General features: G+C 68.3%; 10 protein-coding genes. 2 read left to right on the plus strand and 8 right to left on the minus strand.

Going from position 1 to position 14103, the window contains the following annotated elements:
* The first annotated feature begins 161 nt into the window (after positions 1-161).
* Positions 162-1463, plus strand: coding sequence for an alginate O-acetyltransferase AlgX-related protein (locus tag UA75_RS00295; protein WP_075737853.1), 1302 nt, complete (start codon positions 162-164; stop codon positions 1461-1463).
* Here UA75_RS00295 and UA75_RS00300 read toward each other — a convergent pair.
* The 5 genes from UA75_RS00300 to UA75_RS00320 all read right to left on the minus strand — a co-directional run bounded on the left by UA75_RS00300 (position 1429) and on the right by UA75_RS00320 (position 10946).
* On the minus strand, positions 1429-2889 hold the full coding sequence (locus UA75_RS00300) for an acyltransferase family protein (protein WP_075737855.1): 1461 nt from the start codon (positions 2887-2889) through the stop codon (positions 1429-1431). The genes UA75_RS00295 and UA75_RS00300 overlap by 35 nt on opposite strands.
* Before the next feature lie 133 nt (positions 2890-3022).
* On the minus strand, positions 3023-4144 hold the full coding sequence (locus UA75_RS00305) for a hypothetical protein (protein ID WP_075737857.1): 1122 nt from the start codon (positions 4142-4144) through the stop codon (positions 3023-3025).
* A gap of 4 nt (positions 4145-4148) precedes the next feature.
* The gene (locus UA75_RS00310) at positions 4149-7904 is read right to left on the minus strand and encodes an FkbM family methyltransferase (RefSeq protein WP_075737859.1); all 3756 of its coding nucleotides are present in this window, start codon (positions 7902-7904) and stop codon (positions 4149-4151) included.
* On the minus strand, positions 7897-9120 hold the full coding sequence (locus UA75_RS00315; RefSeq protein ID WP_075737861.1) for a hypothetical protein: 1224 nt from the start codon (positions 9118-9120) through the stop codon (positions 7897-7899). The genes UA75_RS00310 and UA75_RS00315 overlap by 8 nt, the downstream gene beginning before the upstream one ends.
* 281 nt (positions 9121-9401) lie before the next feature.
* Entirely contained in the window at positions 9402-10946 is a 1545-nt protein-coding gene (locus UA75_RS00320) for a hypothetical protein (protein WP_075737863.1), read from the minus strand.
* Between the two features lie 301 nt (positions 10947-11247).
* Between UA75_RS00320 and msrA the strand changes: the two genes are divergently transcribed.
* The gene (msrA, locus tag UA75_RS00325) at positions 11248-11922 is read left to right on the plus strand and encodes a peptide-methionine (S)-S-oxide reductase MsrA (RefSeq protein WP_075737865.1); all 675 of its coding nucleotides are present in this window, start codon (positions 11248-11250) and stop codon (positions 11920-11922) included.
* A gap of 116 nt (positions 11923-12038) precedes the next feature.
* Here the strand turns inward: msrA and UA75_RS00330 are convergent, their stop codons facing one another.
* The 3 genes from UA75_RS00330 to UA75_RS00340 form a co-directional block, all read right to left on the minus strand.
* Positions 12039-12299: a Txe/YoeB family addiction module toxin gene (locus UA75_RS00330; RefSeq protein WP_075737867.1), complete on the minus strand. Its 261-nt coding sequence runs from the start codon at positions 12297-12299 to the stop codon at positions 12039-12041.
* On the minus strand, positions 12296-12547 hold the full coding sequence (locus UA75_RS00335; protein WP_075737869.1) for a type II toxin-antitoxin system Phd/YefM family antitoxin: 252 nt from the start codon (positions 12545-12547) through the stop codon (positions 12296-12298). Before UA75_RS00335 ends, UA75_RS00330 begins: the two co-directional genes overlap by 4 nt.
* A gap of 183 nt (positions 12548-12730) precedes the next feature.
* Positions 12731-13516 (minus strand): hypothetical protein, encoded by a 786-nt coding sequence (locus UA75_RS00340; RefSeq protein WP_075737871.1) that lies wholly within the window; start codon positions 13514-13516, stop codon positions 12731-12733.
* Positions 13517-14103 lie beyond the last annotated feature (587 nt).

Here is a 14103-nt window from a genome sequence, read left to right on the forward strand (position 1 = left end):
CGAGGCTCTCCCCCCGAGAGCCTCGGCGTGGCCGCTTCGGCGTCGCCGACCACGGGCGGTTCATGGACACCGCCCGCCCCGACGTCCGCGAGAAGGCAGCGATCAGGATGGACGCGACCGAATCGACCGAACCGTTCCGAGTCCACCGTTAGGGTGTTGACATGTCCAGGCAGCGGAGCGATGAGACCGCGCCGATTCCTCGCGTGCGACTCCCCGAGGTCCACGAGGCATGGCTGCCTCGGGAGCACGACCTGTACCGCCCGCGCCACGGCGGCCGCCAACTCCTGGCGTTGCTGGCCGCCCTGCTCTTCTTCGGCGCCCCGGTGTTCAGCTACCTGTTCGGTGCCAGAGCGACCGAGATCGAGAACCGGGCGCTGGTCGACTTCCCGAACGTCATGCACGGCTGGGGCTTCTTCACCGAGTTCCCGCAATGGTCGATCGACTACCTGCCGTTCCGGCAGTCGGCCATCACCATCGCCGACGGTGTGAGCCACACGCTCTTCGGCGAGTCCGTGTCACTGGACGGCGCAGGGGACGACGCGGGCAGCGGCCCCATCGCGCCGAACGGCGGTGGTGATCGCAGGGTGGTCTATCCCAAGGCGATCGAGGGCCTGGACGACTGGATGTACCTCGGCGCCGACGTCGACAGCAGGTGCAACAGCGAGCGCTCGCTCGACGAGGTGATCGACGCGGTGCAACGACTCAGGACGGGCATCGAGGCATCGGGCCGGGAGTTCGTCCTGGTGATCGCACCGGACAAGACGACGATGGTTCCGGAGAACCTGCCTGCCGACTATGCGGGCCGGGACTGCTCGACCGAGGTCGGCGCCGAGTTCTGGGAGCGGATCCCCGCCGAGACGGGAGCGATCGACCTTCGTACGCCGTTGGCGGAGGCTGGCGATGCCCTGGGCCGCCCCGCCTATTACCCACTCGACTCGCATTGGATGGACGAGGGTGCCATCACGATGCTGACGAGCGTGGCCGAACACCTTCGTCCGGGGTCCACGGCCGCAGTCACCACCACCGAGGACGCGCTCTGGCACAGCGACGCCGATCTGCCCGTGCTCGTCGGGCGGCATGCCGAGCGCGCCGGGATGACCTATCGGATCCGACCGGACGGCGTCACGGACAACACCCACGGGCTGAACTACAACCTCGACCAGCCGGAGCACTTCGGCATCGGGCCGCTCGCGGGCATGGTCACCGAGCGAACTGCGATCATCGGTGACTCGTTCCTCGCTGCGGCCAGCCGTTACGTCTCCGGATTCTTCAGCGACGTGACCTTGCAGTACTACGGAACGCTGAGTGACGACCCTGACTCGGTGATCCAGATGCTCGTTGAGCAGGACGTGATCGTCATCGAGGTCGTCGAACGCAACCTGGTCGGCGGCACCGCACCGTTCCTGGACAGCGCGACGATCGGTCGCATCAACGCGGAGTTGGCTCGGAACCCGATCTCCTGACCGCTGCGGTCCCCTCGTCGGCGTCCCGGCGGGACGCCCGGCGGTCGCGACGACGTTCCCACCTTCGATGCAGTCGTACGGGCGGCATCTCGACGCAGCGGTGCAGGAGTTCCGTGGCGACCACCACGGCGGTCATCGAGACGAGGATCGCCAGGCCGGGACCGAATCGCGGAGTCATCAGGCCCATGATCGGATAGATGCAGGCGGTGTGGACCAGGTAGACACTGTAGGACCGTTTCGACAGCGCCGAGATCATCGGCGCGGTCGCCAGGCGCCCGCTGCTGTTCATCACCAGCATGACCACCAGGACCAGCAGGAGCAGAGTGCGAGTGTGTGCGACGCCGGTGGTGATGTAGTCCTGGAGCAGGTCGGCGCTGAGGAACAGCCCGAAGTGCGCCAGGCCGAGGCCGACGGCGGCCGGAAGCGGGATGCGTCGGGAGTAGGCGAGCGCGATGAGCTGGCCGATGAACAGTACCGGCAGGTAGCTGGTGAACATCCCGATGCGAAAGGCGATGATGCCCTCGTGCGCCGCCGCCCAGGACTGGGCGACCGAGATCAGCGCCGCCCCCAGCAGCGGCGGAAGCCACGCCCACCGACGTAACAACGGGATCGTGCAGGCGATGTAGGTGTAGAAGAGCAGCTGCACGACCAAGGTCCAGGTGACGCCGAGCAGGACCACCGAAGGCTGTTGGAAGTAAGTCGTCAGCGTCAGGTTCGTGAGGATATCGGCGGGTCCGCCCGTCGAATCGCCCTCCGGGCTGACCAGTTCGGCCTGTACCAGGAAGTACATCGCGATGGTCACCAGCCACATCGCGGGCAGGATGCGCACCAGTCGCCGTGCCAAGAACCGGGTCGGCGACTCACGATCGGCGACCCTCGTGATCACGATGCCGCTGATCAGTAGGAATGAGCCGACACCGACGAAGGACAGGTTCAGGTTGAGATTCAACGGGGTGGTGAGTCCGCGATGCACGATGGTGTGACCGGGCCACAGGATCTCGTTGGACCCCAGCCAGATCGCGAGATGGGTGTACACCACGGCGACGGCCATGAGCACGCGGAGCAGATCAAGCCCGGCGTGGTAGTCCTTTCGCCGCGAGCGCGGGGTCGGCACCGCTTCGGCGCGGGCCTTCCCATCGCCCTCGTCGGCACCGTTCTGGTCGGTACGTGCCCTGCCGGTTCCGGCCAGGGCGGGGATCACCTCGGTGATCGCGTCGTCGTCGATGCCACCGCCTCGGGCGCGTCCCGGCCGGGTGCCCGCGCTGACGGCCTGTCGTCGAGGACCCGAACTCGGGGCTCGTACCGGAGGTGTGCCGGGCGTACGCGCGTCGACGACGCGGGGGATCGCCTCGGTGATCGCGTCATCGGGACGTGCCCGAGGTGCTCGGCTCCCCTCGTCGCGCGCCTGGCCTGGCCGGGCGGTCATGTCGGCGCTCCCTCAACGGTGAGACCGGCCCGGCGCAGACGAGGCCTCCTGAGCCTCGACACCGGGGACGGCTGCGGACATCGGCGCGGTGGCGATCGCAGCCGTCTGCCCGCTGCGTGAATGATCTCGCCGATCATGACCCTCCCGACAGCCGGCCTCGGTCGAGGAGTCGTCGCAGGCTGGTCTCGATGAACCGGTGATACCCGTCCGCCGCCGCCAGGGTCGCTCCCACGCCGATCGCCACGGCCACGACGGCGGGCAGGGTGGCCAGCGCGGACTGGCTTGCCCACCCGATCGTCGGAGTGAACAGCAGCAACGCATGACGGCGGTCGAAGAACCAGCGGAACACTCCGTGCTCGCCGAATCTCGGCGGATGCGTGAGCAGCAGCAGGAAGAGCAGCACCGCGAAGACGGCACTCAACGGGTACCACCAGTGCAGCAGTTCGCGGTAGGAATGCTCTGCCCAGGCCATCACCTGGAAGGTGGTCATGCCCAGCAGCACGCCGAGCCAGAGCGGGACGGTGGAGTATCGGACTGACCAGGCGATCTGGCCGATGATCAGCACCGGCAGCAGGAACGCCAGCAGGCCGAGTGACCGCAGCGGTCCCTCGGGGGTGCCCACCCCGATGAACACCGGCACGGCGCACAGAAGGATCTGCCCGAGGATTGCCCACGCCGGATGGAGCCGGGCGAGGGGGCGACACAGCACGGCGACGATGAGGAACACCAGCACCGAGGTCAGCACCGCCACGAAGGGCACGGCCTCGACCGAGGCCGTCACCGGCGCGATCAGCAGCGCGGCCGCGAGGAGACTGCCGCCGTCCGGATCGGCACCCGCAGGCGCCGTGTAGACCTCCCCGCCTGCCAGGACGACCAGGAAGGCGATGCCCGCAGCGAGGGCGGCGAGGGCATAGAAGGTGACGAGCATGCGCGCCGCGAGACGCCCGAGTGACTCCAGGTCCAACGAACGCCCGCCGAGGTAGCCCGCGATCAGCAGCAGCAGTGCGATGCCGACGAAACCGAAGTCGGAGCCGATGCCCAGCGGCTCGTTCACCCACCGCCGCAGCACGACGACGAGATCGAACGCCTCACCCTGTCGGTTCGGCCATAACGCGACGAGATAGCTGTACAGGACGAGGACGACGGCGACGGTGCCGAGAACGCTCAGCCCCGACGCGTCTCGGGCCGTCGTCGCCGTCCGTTCAGTCCGCTCCGAGACGGGTCCGGTCTTGGACTGAGTCTCCGCCGCCGTCATCAGATCAGGACGCCGACGGGTCCAGCCACAGCGTCGAGAACCCCGTGGCGCTGCCGCGCGCGTCGTCGATGATCATCGCGTCGTCGGGGAGCGCCTCTCCCGCGACGTCGCGAATCCGATAGCCCAGCTCTCGATACTCGGCGAGCACCGATTTCGGGTCGTCCGTCAACTCCTCGATCTGCTCCGGGCAGAACTCACAGACGACATGCGGCCGGTCGCGGGTCAGGATGTCCCGAAGCCCCGCGAGCGCCCGATGATCCCGGCCCTGAAGATCCACCTTGATCAACGAGATCCGTGCCTCGATCACCTCTGCCTGCGAGCCGAGCGCCACGGCGGGCACCGTCAGCGAATGGTTCTCCGCCCACTCGCTGACCCGGAAGTCACCGCTGTTGTCGGCGTCGGCGGCGAGCAGGGACAGCTTCGTCGAGGTGTCCCAGGCGGCGACCGGGAGCACCACCACACGTTCGGCCGCAGAGGGCGCGAGATTCGCGCTGATGTTGCGGCGCAGGTACTCGACCGTGTCGGGGTTGGCCTCGACGGCGATCACCCGATGCTGCGGGTACTGCGTGAGCAGGCGCAACGAGTGGTAGCCGACGTGCGCGCCGACGTCGAGGAAGGTGCCCTCACCCGCCAGCCGAGCGATCAGTCGGGCCTCGTCCAGCTCCCAGCTTCGGTGATACCGAATCCAGGGCAGGACGACCTCGTCCGTCGGCATCAGCAGCGCGCCCGCATCGCAGACCACGACCTCCGACCCCGTCGGGACGGCACTGTGCCTGGCCGAGATGAGCGCGTGCAAGGCGTCGAGGTCACGCTGAGCCTGGGCCAGTTCGACGTCGAGGTGATCCGCGCGACGGTCGCGCTCGGCGAACATGGTGAACGACTGCTCGCCCGTCTCGTCGACACGCCTATGCAGTCCTTGCAGTTCAGCGGAGTGCCCGGCCTGGGTAGAGCCGAGGGCGAGACGCTCCTCCTCGGACCGCTGCGCCTGCTCGTCCAGCCTGGTCTCCAGCTTGCGCAACACGTCGTCGTGACCGCGCAGCGCCGTGCCGAGTCGGTTCGCGACGGCTCGTACCTCGGACTTCACGTCCTCGTCGCCGACGATCTGCCGCTGGTGGAGTTCGGTCAGCTGGGACGTGATGCCGTCGATGCGATCATGCGCGGCCTGCAGGCTGCTCTCCACACCGTCGGTGACGGCGCCGAGGACTCGACGCTGATGGACGTCGTAGTGATCGACTGCGCGCAGCACCGCGCGCCGAAGTGCAGGCGCCAGCGGATTCCGTGACGGCATCTCCGTGTCGGCTCGCCAACGCAGGGCCTCTCTAGCCCGGTGCAGCGGCTCCATCGGACCAGGTTCCCGCTCCTGGGTCGGCTGCGCAGTGCCCGAGCCTCGGCCGCGCCACGTGGCGTAGGCGCGCTCGAGCTGCTCCCGCATCCAGGTCGCGGTGGTGTCGAGACTTCTGGTCGCCAGCAGGTGCGCGCGGGCGGCCACTCCGCGGCGGCGGGCCTCCTCCGGGTCGTCCACCACCTCGCGCATCGCCTCGGCCGCAGCGTCCAGGTCGGGCTCGGCCCAGATCGCTGAGGCATGATAGGGCTCGCAGCGCTCGCCGACCGGGACCGTGGTGAACGGAATCGGCCACCCGGTCTCCGCCGTCATGAACTCGGTCGTGCTCGAGTAGTCGGTGGAGATCGTCGGGAGTTCCAGCATCATCGCCTCGGCGACGGTCAGCCCGAAGCCCTCGCTGCGATGCAGCGACACGTAGCAGTCGCTGTCGGCGTACAGGGCGCGCAACTCGGCGACCGACAGGTAGCGCTCCAGCAGATCGATCCGCGCATCGGCACCCGCCAGGGAACGCAGCCGTTCGGCCGCCTCCGGGTGGAGCGCGCCGTTGATCGCCTTGATCGTGAGCCGGACGTCCTGTCGATCGGGGAAGGCACGCTGGAATGCCGTGACCAGGCCCCAGGGGTTCTTCCGCTCACCGACGCTGTTGAAGTCGAAGGCGAAGAGGAACCGAACAGGTTCGCCCTCCTCACGATCCCGCCGGATCGGAGCACCGGTGTCGCGCACCGGAACCGGGATCGTGTGCACTGGGACGGGGGAGTGTCGGGCGATGGCCTCTCGACAGAAGTCGCTCACCGTCCAGATCTCGTCGACCATTCCGAAGGAGGCATGCAGAGATTCCGGAAAGTCCTCCAACTCCCAGGCCCACAGACCGATGCGATAACGGTCGCGCACCGCGTTGGGATGGGTCGCGCTCACCGCCGGAATCTGATCGGCGTTGACGCAGATCAGACTGACCGGGAATCGCGGATCGCCCAGGGTCTCCGGTGCGTCCAGGTCGGTCCGGTTCGAGACGAGCTCGTCCTCGACGACCGCGGCGATCGGGACGTCGGCGCGACGGATCGCTTCGTGCACGATCCTGGCCATCTCACCGAGCCCGAGTTCAGCCGTCAGGTAGCCGAGCAGGTTGACGCCGAACCGGTCCAGGGGAGCGCTCGTCTTGGGCGAACTGGTGGGCAGCGCCCACTCGGCGATCTGCTTCTCCTTGGTGCCGGAGTTCAGACACCAGTGCCGGTAGCCCTCGGCGTCGGCGCCCCACGGCTGGGGGAAGGCCACCTGAAGGTCGGGCCGGGACTGCCAGACGGCCATCGTCCATCTGCTCAGCCCCGCCGAGGCCTGCTGTGCATCCTCCGGCGCCGTCAGCCAGTCCCGGAACGCCTTGCCGCCGTCGACGCCGAATGCATGCGGCGGAGCGGGCGGCAGCGGTTTGCGGCTCGGCGTGCCGGTGGCGCGCTCCGACTTGATCCAGCCCGCGCGGAACACCCGGCGCATGACCGGCGTGATCCGTGCCCCGTCGCCGAGCGTGTTGTAGCGATAGGGCACCGACTCCACCGAATCGGCGTAACCGGCGGCCAGCAGCGCCTGTCCGTAACCGTCGCAGAGGGCCCGCAGCGCGGGGTGATCAGAGAGCAGGGTGCGGGGCTTGCGTGCGCAGTGAAAGGTCAGCAGCCAGGGCTTCTCCGGTCGGTAACCGCTGAAGTGGAAGAACCGCAGCGGTCTGCCTGCTGCGGTGTATCCCCCATCGGGGCCCTGTTCGATCGGCCGCTGCCAGACGTTCCAGTACGCCACGTTGAGACCGGGATCGCGCCAGATGTGGTGCGGGAACAGCGCGGGCGCCTGATCCACCCAGCGCTGATCGGTGAAGAGCTGCTTCTCGGGAGCCGCGATGGCATCGTGTCGCAGGCGGGAGGCCCAGAAGTCCAGGAACCCCTCCGAACCCGCGCCGACGGCGATGAAGCCGAGGTTGTAGATCCCGGTGCCCATGATCACCGCATCGTCGGGCTCCAGGCCGTCCTGGGGGATGGGCTCCAAGGTGTGCGGCGTGAGCACGATGGAATTCGACGCGGCGAGCTCGACCACCTCGCCGAACGGGCTGAACACCTGGATGTCCGGATCGAGGTACACGGCGACGTCGGCCCTCTGGCGGAGTGTGCGCAGCAGGTAGGGCTTGACCGCGGTCGCCAGCTCCATGACCGTGTACGAGGTGGCCATCCGCAGATAGTCCTCGTCGTCGATGCCGAACCAGTCCGGGCCGACGATGGTCGCGTGCTCGTCCTGCTCCTCGCCGGGTTCACGATCGATCACTGCGATCACGAAGCCGTGCTCGGGGTGATGCTCCCGGAACGACCGGGCTAGCACCCGCGCGGCGGGCAGATAGTTCTTCGCGACGATGGTGCAGGCCAGTGCCGTGAGTTCACTCATTGGGCACCTGGGACACCATCTGCTGCGTCAGGACCTCCTGGTGCTTGTCGCTGACTGCCTGCTCGCTAGGGCCGCTGACCTGGATTCGGACCAGCAGGTCATCGCTGACGTAGTGCGTGCGGACCATCGAATCCTCGTCCTCCGGGGCGGCCCGCCAGGCCTCGTTGACGCCGGGCACCCCGTCTCGGAGTTCCAGGCCGTAGTTCTCCTGCAACGTGGTGAGTTCGTCACGGCTTGCCGCTGCGGACTCCGCGTCGGCCATCTCGACGACGAAGACCACCACCTGGGTGCCGTCGTCGAAGTGGGAGACCAACGCGCGTGCATCGGCTGCGCCGCCCGTGGTGAAGACCCCGTCCTCGCCCTCGGTGAGGGTCTGGATGCTCTGGATGCCTGCGTAGTCGGCGATCTCCGCCTTGTCGAGCTCTTGCGCACCACCGATGTCGGCGGGCAGCAGCGGGTCGCGCGGCTCGCGCTCCTCCTCCGACGTGGGTGCGGTGGAGGGATCGGCGGTGTTGGTCTGGTCGGTGTCGCCGCCTGCCTGCGGGGAGCCGTCTCCTCGGCCCCAGAGCATCCAGGCGCCGAACGCGATGCCCGCCAGTACGACCACGGCCGCGATGATCGCCACGATCTTCGGCGCCTTGCCGCCGCCGTCGCTTTCGAAGGCCTCCGGCCCCTGCCGGATCCAGTTGTCCGAGGAGTTGCTCGCCATCGGGGGCAGATCCGAGCCGGCCCACGGCGGCTGGCTGTCGCCGCCCGCCCAGGGCGGCTGTGTCACGCCCGGGGGCGGCGCGTTGTAACCGCCCTGCGGGAAGCCGCCGGGCGGCGACTGCGGGGGCGGGCCTGCGGGATAGCCCTGCTGTGGATAGCCGCCCTGCGGTTGTTGTTGATTGAGGCCGCGTACGACCTGGGTTCGATCGGCGTCGCTCTGACCGCCCGCCTGGCCACCCGCCTGCTGGCGCCAGTCCTGCCGGACCACCTGTGTGGCATCGCTCGGAGGGGTGGCGCCGCCCTGCCGTTGATCGTTCTCTGAATTGGGGCCTATCAACTGAGTCGACTCCATCGACGAGGGGGCCTCGTGGCCGGTGCTCTGGGGGGTGCCTGTGACGCCCTGGCCGCCTGCCTGCAGCTGGTCACGGCGGGCGCGATATTCCTCGGCGGAGATCCGGCCCGTCGCGAGATCCGCGTCCAGCTTCTGCGCCTCTTCCTGCCAGGTCACCCTGACACCCCCTTTCCTCACACGTCAAGCATGCCTATTGTCCACACCCCACCAAACCCGCGATGAGGCCGCGATCGGGTGTCACCAATCTGTGATGAGCACCCGGTTAGAGGTGACTCTCAGTGCTTCAGTTCCAGTGCCGGGTAGCTGCATCGAGCCGATCCGGTGGTTCGTTCACTCCATGTCGCGCCGCGATGCGGGCGGACGTCACCGTTGTGGTGTCGAGACGACACGTGACGCAGCCCCAGGAGCGAACGCGATCAGTGAGAGCGGGACAGCCGTCAATTCTGCTCCAGCGCCTGCATGGTCTCATCGGCGAGGGTGCGGAACGCTGTATCGACCGGTTCGCCCTCGCCGTTCGTCGGCCCGGCCACGCCGATGCGGACCACGTACTCGCCCGAGACGTAGACGGCCCGATGGATGCTCTGTTCCTCGCCCACCTGCTCGAAGATCCGGACCTGGGCGGGAACCCCTTCCATCGCGACGGCCGAGAGTCCGAGTTCGGTCTGACCGAAGCTCAATGCCTCGGCGCCGGCCAGCGCCGCATCGGCCGTCGGGGCGACCCCGACGAGGACGCCGAACGCGTTGTCGCCGTCCACCGAACCACGGAAGAAGATCTCGGCGATGCCGTGATCGCCGAGTGCGGCGGCCTCGCTCTCGCCGAGCACCCCGGCATTCACCGCCGCTTCGCGGCTCATCGCCTCGGGATGCGGGGCAGGCGCGCCTGGCAGGACGGGGAAGTTCGGCTGGGCGTCGCCCGCCGGCGGCGGTGCAGCCTCGTCGCCCTGGCCCTGCGCCTGCCCCTGGGGCGGGACCGTCGCATCGCCTGCCCCGGAGCCGTCCTGGCTGAAGAACCAGAATGCGCCCGCCGCGAGCACCGCGACGACGACGATTGCGACCACCAGCATCGGCAGGAGTTTCCGCCGTGGTCGGGCGTTCTGCGCGTTGAAGACCTCCTCGGCGCGGCCCGCGTAGGGGCCCTGCCTGCTCGACTGATCGGGGCTCGGCAACGCCAGAGCCTCCTGGTCGCTCTGATGAACGCTGGGGTGGTCCTGCATGACCGCGCCGAGCCTGGCGCCCAGCGTCTGCGCCTGCGGTGCCCCGTCGGACGGTGCCGAGGGTCCTGTCGCCCGCACCTGGGGATCAACCGCGCCGGGCTGCCCGGGGGGCGGCGTCGTGGCGGGTGCGGTGGTGCCGGTCACGGGTGCTCCCGTCGTCACGTGGCCGGGGGCCGGGTGCTCCTGGACCTGCGTGGCCGGAGTGGGGTCTCCCGGAACCTGCGCCGACGCGGCGGCTGTCGTCGCGGACGATGAGTCGCCGGGCGTGGTCGGCTGCGCCGATACAGCGGCGTCGTTCTGGCTGGTCGCGCTCTCCTGCCCGGTCGTCTTCTGAGCAGGCGGCTGCGCTGCCGGGTCCTGCTGCGGCTGAACCTGTTCTGTCCGCGCCTGCTCGATCTGTTCCTGCTCAGCAGGGGCCGGTGCCTCGGCGGAGCGGTCCGCCTCGGGTGCGCTCGTGCCTGACGTGGCCGAGGCGGCGGCTGCGCTGCCCGCGAACGCCTGGGCGATGGACGCCGTGCCCGCGCCTGCCTTCGACGTCGTCGATGCCGCCTCCTGCGTGGGGGAACCCTGCGCGGCGGTCTGCGTGTCCGTCGAGAGTGCGGCGATCGGCTGATTGCGGAGCGTGAGCTGGGTGTCGAAGGGCGAGCCTGCTCTGCTGCCTGCCGCGATGGACAGGACCGCGTCTCGTTGATCCTGATGCTCGCTCTGCGAGATGTCGCCTGCAGCGAGAGCGGTATCGAGTCTGCGCAACTCGTCCTGCCAGGTCATGACTGTGCTCCTTCGCTGCTTCCACCGAACCTGTCTGTGAAACGGCCCGGGTTGTTCATCGCCTATTCAAACTTCGATATAAGCAACCGACGTCGTGATGTGATCGAGATCAAGGTGCCGCGGTTTGTCGGATCATCTTGTCCATCGGGTCGACAGTTGTCGAGAGACGATGTCGAGCCTTGCCCCTGCGCGGTCGGACCGGGGACGGCCGTCGGTCCGCCAAGAAGATCACAGCAGGTCAGGCCGGAGCAGGGCGCACGAGGGTGCCGGGAGGGGTGCAGACGGTGCGTACAGTGGTGGTATGGCGTTGTTCGGCGGAGCCAAGGGACGGATCGTGTCTTCTGACGAGGCGTTGCCGGGTCGTGACACTCCGTTGACGATCACTGGGCGACACACGGTGTTCCCGGATCGTCAGATCGCCGGGCCCTTCCCGGAAGGGCTGCAGACAGTCGTGTTCGGGATGGGTTGTTTCTGGGGCGCCGAACGGATCTTCTGGCAGACGAAGGGCGTCTGGTCGACCGCGGTCGGGTACGCAGGCGGCAGCACGCCGAATCCGACCTACGAAGAGGTCTGCAGCGGTCGTACCGGCCACACCGAGGTCGTTCTCGTCGTCTTCGACCCGGCGGTGATCTCCCTGCCCGATCTGTTGCGGGTGTTCTGGGAGGGCCACGACCCCACACAGGGCATGCGGCAGGGCAACGACGTCGGCACCCAGTACCGCTCGGCGGTCTACACCTCGGACGAGTCACAGCAGGCAGTGGCGACGGCGAGCCGCGACGAATACCAGCGCGCGCTCACGTCGGCGGGACACGGCTCCATCACCACGGAGATCGCGCCGCTCGCCGACTTCTACTACGCGGAGGATTACCACCAGCAGTACCTCAGCGACGCCAAGAACCCCGGCGGCTACTGCGGGATCGGGGGCACGGGTGTCGCCTGTCCGGTGGGGCTCGGCGGAGCCGGGGCGCAGCACTGACCCTAGGTCCGTGCGGCGGGGTCACTGCAGCCGCCGCCCGGGCGGTCCTGGTGGCCCGGGCAGCGGCAGAGCCAAGCCGGACCTCGGCAGCGTCGGCGAGGTCAGACCTGTCCTCATCACCTGCTGTAGTGGTAACGGCAGGCCGCGATTCGGATCTCGTCGTCGGCGATCCGGTAGACCAGTCGATGCTCCTCGGTGATCCGTCGCGACCAGTAACCGTGGAAGCCGTGCTTCAGCGGCTCCGGCTTTCCCATCCCCTCATTGCCGTGACGAGCTATGTCCTTGATCAGATCGTTGATCCGTTTGAGGACCTTGCGATCCTCGGTCTGCCACCAGAGGTAGTCGCCCCACGCCGACTCGTCCCAGACCAGCTTCATTCGGCGAGTTCGTGCTGCGTCCCGCCGCCCGACTCCAGCCGTTCGATGGCGGTGAGCAGGCGTCGCGCGTTCTCCGGGCTACGCAGGAGGTAAGCGGTCTCCTTGAGCGACTGGTAGTCGTCAAGGGAGACGATCACCACCGGGTCGTGGCCCGCGCGGGTGATCACGACCTCCTCGCGGTCTGCGACCACTGCATCGAGCGTCGCAGCGTAGTTTGCCCGAGACTCCGAGTAACTCATGGTCTTCATGAGCCCACCTCCTAGTATGTACAAGATAGCGTACGCCCGATGTGCTCGTGGTGCCAACGGCGCCACGAGCGGACGGTGGGCGGGGCCACACGGTGGCTGCGGCGAGCCCGGTGAGAGCGGCCTGCTCGTGCCGGTATCGAGAGAGTCGCTGATTTGCCCGACGGAAGCCGCGTCTTCTCTCCGTCAGGCCGCGCCCTCCAGGACGACGAAGAACTCGCCGATCTCGCTCTCGCAGGATGCCGTCACCCTGGACGGATGATCGTCGGGGTCCAGATCGACGCAGGTCCAGTCCGTGGCCTGCCCGCCGTCGTCGAACCGGGTGATCACCTCGCGGGCGGCGACGCAGCCGACCTGGTTCGCGGGCGCCGTGCCGTTGACCTCCGACGGCAGCCCCGCCTTCGTGACGAGCTGCCGCAGTTCGCCGTCGAGAACGGGCAGCCCGCCGCACTGGACGTCCTCGGCCGCTGGCTGGACGCGGTGCAGGATGCGGGTGGTCACGATGGTCAGGTTGACGTCGTCGTCCTGGCCGCAGAGCACTCCCTGGGTCGCCGCCGCCGTCGAGTCTGCCGCACACGTCCAGCCGTCGATCATGGCGCGTTGCCCGACACCGTGGGCGCCGCTTCGGTGGTATTCGTCGGCGATCAGTCGGGCCTCGGCACAGTCGACGCTGCGCCCGTCCTCATCCGCCAGCGCGGTGACGGCGAAGTCGGTGTCGTCCGGGGCGCGTACGGTCTCGCAGACCAGATCCGGGCCGGTGGGCCGCACTTCCACTGCTGGGCGCCGTGCCACCGGAACCGACGCCGACGCGCTGATCGACTCCATCGCGGAGTCGACCGGCAAGCTGCTGATCAGCTCGGCCGACGACCGTTGTTCGGAGTCCGGCTCGGCCGGCCCGAACTCTGCACAGGAAGCCGCCGTCAGGCAGCCCGCCGCCAGAATCGCGACTCGCCACCACATCCAGGTCGACATCGTGGTCTCCTCACTGATCGGGCATCGATCAGGTTAGAAGATAACCATCGGCGTCGGCGGGCCGTCGATGCGCGATTCGTCGCATCCCGGCGAGAATGTCAGTGAACCTGCAACCTCAGCTGCGGATTCTGCGTACTACCGGCAGTCCACGATCACCTTCGGTGATCGGGCGATCTGTCGGGAGTGTGCATGCAGGCAAGACGATCATCATGGAGGCCGCCACGGGTTGGCGGGAGGGGCGGTGTCCTCCTCCCCTTCCCGAACTCGATGGCGCAGCATGCGGAATCGACGCCGCCGTCGGGGTCTTCCCGGAACGCCGGGGACCCTCACGCTGGTCACCGATGACAGGGTCCCGATCCGCACTGGCGCCGACGAGTCCGTTCAGGTGCTCGGCGTCGAGCCGGGGCCGGGACGCGAGACCGTCGACTTTGGGGACCGATCGGTCGAACGCACCCGGAGTCGTCCTTCTCGGTGCTGGGATCGGATGCGGAGCATCAGCTGTCCGTGCGGGCGGATCGCGAGCTGGCCAGCCTGCGCGTGGGCACTGGTTACCGGGTTGACTGGGTCTTTCGAAGTGGTCCGGTCGA

The organism is Actinoalloteichus sp. GBA129-24 (assembly GCF_001941645.1).
Lineage (GTDB): Bacteria > Actinomycetota > Actinomycetes > Mycobacteriales > Pseudonocardiaceae > Actinoalloteichus_A > Actinoalloteichus_A fjordicus.

Bases quoted from the DNA above. Each gene is read 5' to 3' on its own strand.
- UA75_RS00295 (WP_075737853.1), top strand. From the start codon at position 162: ATGTCCAGGCAGCGGAGCGATGAGACCGCGCCGATTCCTCGCGTGCGA.
- UA75_RS00300 (WP_075737855.1), bottom strand. From the start codon at position 2,889: ATGACCGCCCGGCCAGGCCAGGCGCGCGACGAGGGGAGCCGAGCACCT.
- UA75_RS00305 (WP_075737857.1), bottom strand. From the start codon at position 4,144: ATGACGGCGGCGGAGACTCAGTCCAAGACCGGACCCGTCTCGGAGCGG.
- UA75_RS00310 (WP_075737859.1), bottom strand. From the start codon at position 7,904: ATGAGTGAACTCACGGCACTGGCCTGCACCATCGTCGCGAAGAACTAT.
- UA75_RS00320 (WP_075737863.1), bottom strand. From the start codon at position 10,946: ATGACCTGGCAGGACGAGTTGCGCAGACTCGATACCGCTCTCGCTGCA.
- msrA (WP_075737865.1), top strand. From the start codon at position 11,248: ATGGCGTTGTTCGGCGGAGCCAAGGGACGGATCGTGTCTTCTGACGAG.
- UA75_RS00330 (WP_075737867.1), bottom strand. From the start codon at position 12,299: ATGAAGCTGGTCTGGGACGAGTCGGCGTGGGGCGACTACCTCTGGTGG.
- UA75_RS00335 (WP_075737869.1), bottom strand. From the start codon at position 12,547: ATGAAGACCATGAGTTACTCGGAGTCTCGGGCAAACTACGCTGCGACG.
- UA75_RS00340 (WP_075737871.1), bottom strand. From the start codon at position 13,516: ATGTCGACCTGGATGTGGTGGCGAGTCGCGATTCTGGCGGCGGGCTGC.